The organism is Lonsdalea iberica (genome assembly GCF_002111585.1).
Classification (GTDB): domain Bacteria; phylum Pseudomonadota; class Gammaproteobacteria; order Enterobacterales; family Enterobacteriaceae; genus Lonsdalea; species Lonsdalea iberica.
In genome coordinates this window covers 1-1,253 of sequence record NZ_LUTP01000110.1, presented here as the reverse complement: position 1 = coordinate 1,253, position 1,253 = coordinate 1, and the positions used below count along the sequence as shown (strand labels likewise).

Sequence of the window (1,253 nt, the reverse complement as noted above, 5' to 3'; positions counted from 1 at the left end):
CTACTTGGTGGATTAAACAATTACCAATACGCTCCTAATCCGTTAACTTGGATCGATCCGTTGGGATTGAGTAAGTGCCCACAAGGTAAAGAGCCAAACTGGACACCTCACGGTTACAAGCATGTCGCTCCTAAAAATGCTTCATGGAAAGATACTATTAATTCAACAAAATCAGGCCCTGCTAAATATAAACCAGGAACTGACATAGAATCACTGGAACGTTCTGTATATAAAAATGGTCAACCTGTAACGAATGGAAAACCTTGGAAAGTTCAGGATATGGGTGAAACAATTGGTGCCAGTGAAGGTAAAACTAGTCAATGGTTGAGGGTAGAAGAAAGTGGTGGGACAATCCATGGTCACCCTATTTCTCTAAAAGAATATTTAAGGTTAACTAAATGATTGATATTGATTTTTCACTTAATGGTGGAGTCGTAACCTTTGATGATTTTCCTATTAAAGAAGGGTATCAGCTGGAAGTTTACATTGATGATTTGAAAGAAGATATGCTGCAAGTTGAATTCCCAGAAGAGTATGTATTAGATGTCGGTTGGAGACCCTCTTTTGAAATAGATGGTAAGTTCCACATCGTATTAATTAAAGATTATGATTGGAGTTCACCAATATATTCTGCGAATGCTGAAAATTTAGTTGAATTAAAAGAAAAAATAAACAAAGTATTAGTGCTTTTATAAAAACAAGCCGGAAGAGATCTTAACGATCCTTCCGGCTTTTTTATTATCGGTCATTCACTACTCGTAATCCCTGCCAGATCCAGTCCGCCGGGAAAGCGGTTAAGCCAGGCGGCGGCGGCGCGTTCATCGAACGGTTGCAGGCTGAGTCCTTCGAGACAGCGCCAGAGTTCCCGCAAATCCTGCACGGTAATGACAATGCAGCCAGGCATGACACGCAGCTTGAGCGGTTGGCCAGCACTGAACCCGGCTTCCTGTAGCTATTCGCCACCGATATTGATGGCGGGAGTGGAGGAGCCTCTCGCAACGGCGAAGGCGAGCAGCGTCGCTTCCAGTACGACGGCCGCGGCCTGCTGATACAGGAGACCTCGCCGGAAGAGACGGTGCACTATCGCTACGATGCAGTGGGACGGCTGACCGAGGTGACGTCGTCGGTCAGCCACGTGCAGCTGGAATACGACCTGCGCGACCGGGTGGTGCGCGAGTGGCAGAACGGCATGGAAGTGCGCAGAGCCTACGATGAGCACAGCGTCACGCGCACCCTGCTGTGGTCGGAAGAAG

1 protein-coding gene and 3 pseudogenes are annotated in these 1,253 nt (G+C 46.9%); 3 read left to right on the top strand and 1 reads right to left on the bottom strand.

Going from position 1 to position 1,253, the window contains the following annotated elements; all coding sequences use genetic code 11:
• Positions 1 to 402: pseudogene (locus tag AU511_RS16900) on the top strand (RHS repeat-associated core domain-containing protein); the annotation flags it as partial.
• Positions 399 to 695: a hypothetical protein gene (locus AU511_RS16895; RefSeq protein ID WP_094110366.1), complete on the top strand. Its 297-nt coding sequence runs from the start codon at positions 399 to 401 to the stop codon at positions 693 to 695. The pseudogene AU511_RS16900 and the gene AU511_RS16895, both read left to right, overlap by 4 nt.
• A 50-nt stretch (positions 696 to 745) precedes the next feature.
• On the opposite strand, the pseudogene AU511_RS16890 reads toward AU511_RS16895, so the two are convergent.
• A pseudogene (locus AU511_RS16890) lies at positions 746 to 943 on the bottom strand (SymE family type I addiction module toxin); the annotation flags it as partial.
• A gap of 51 nt (positions 944 to 994) precedes the next feature.
• Here AU511_RS16890 and AU511_RS16885 point away from each other — a divergent pair.
• Positions 995 to 1,253 (top strand): annotated as a pseudogene (locus AU511_RS16885) (hypothetical protein); the annotation flags it as partial.

What these genes read in the sequence shown, in the direction of transcription:
- AU511_RS16895 (WP_094110366.1), top strand. Translation starts at nt 399, where the DNA reads ATGATTGATATTGATTTTTCACTTAATGGTGGAGTCGTAACCTTTGAT.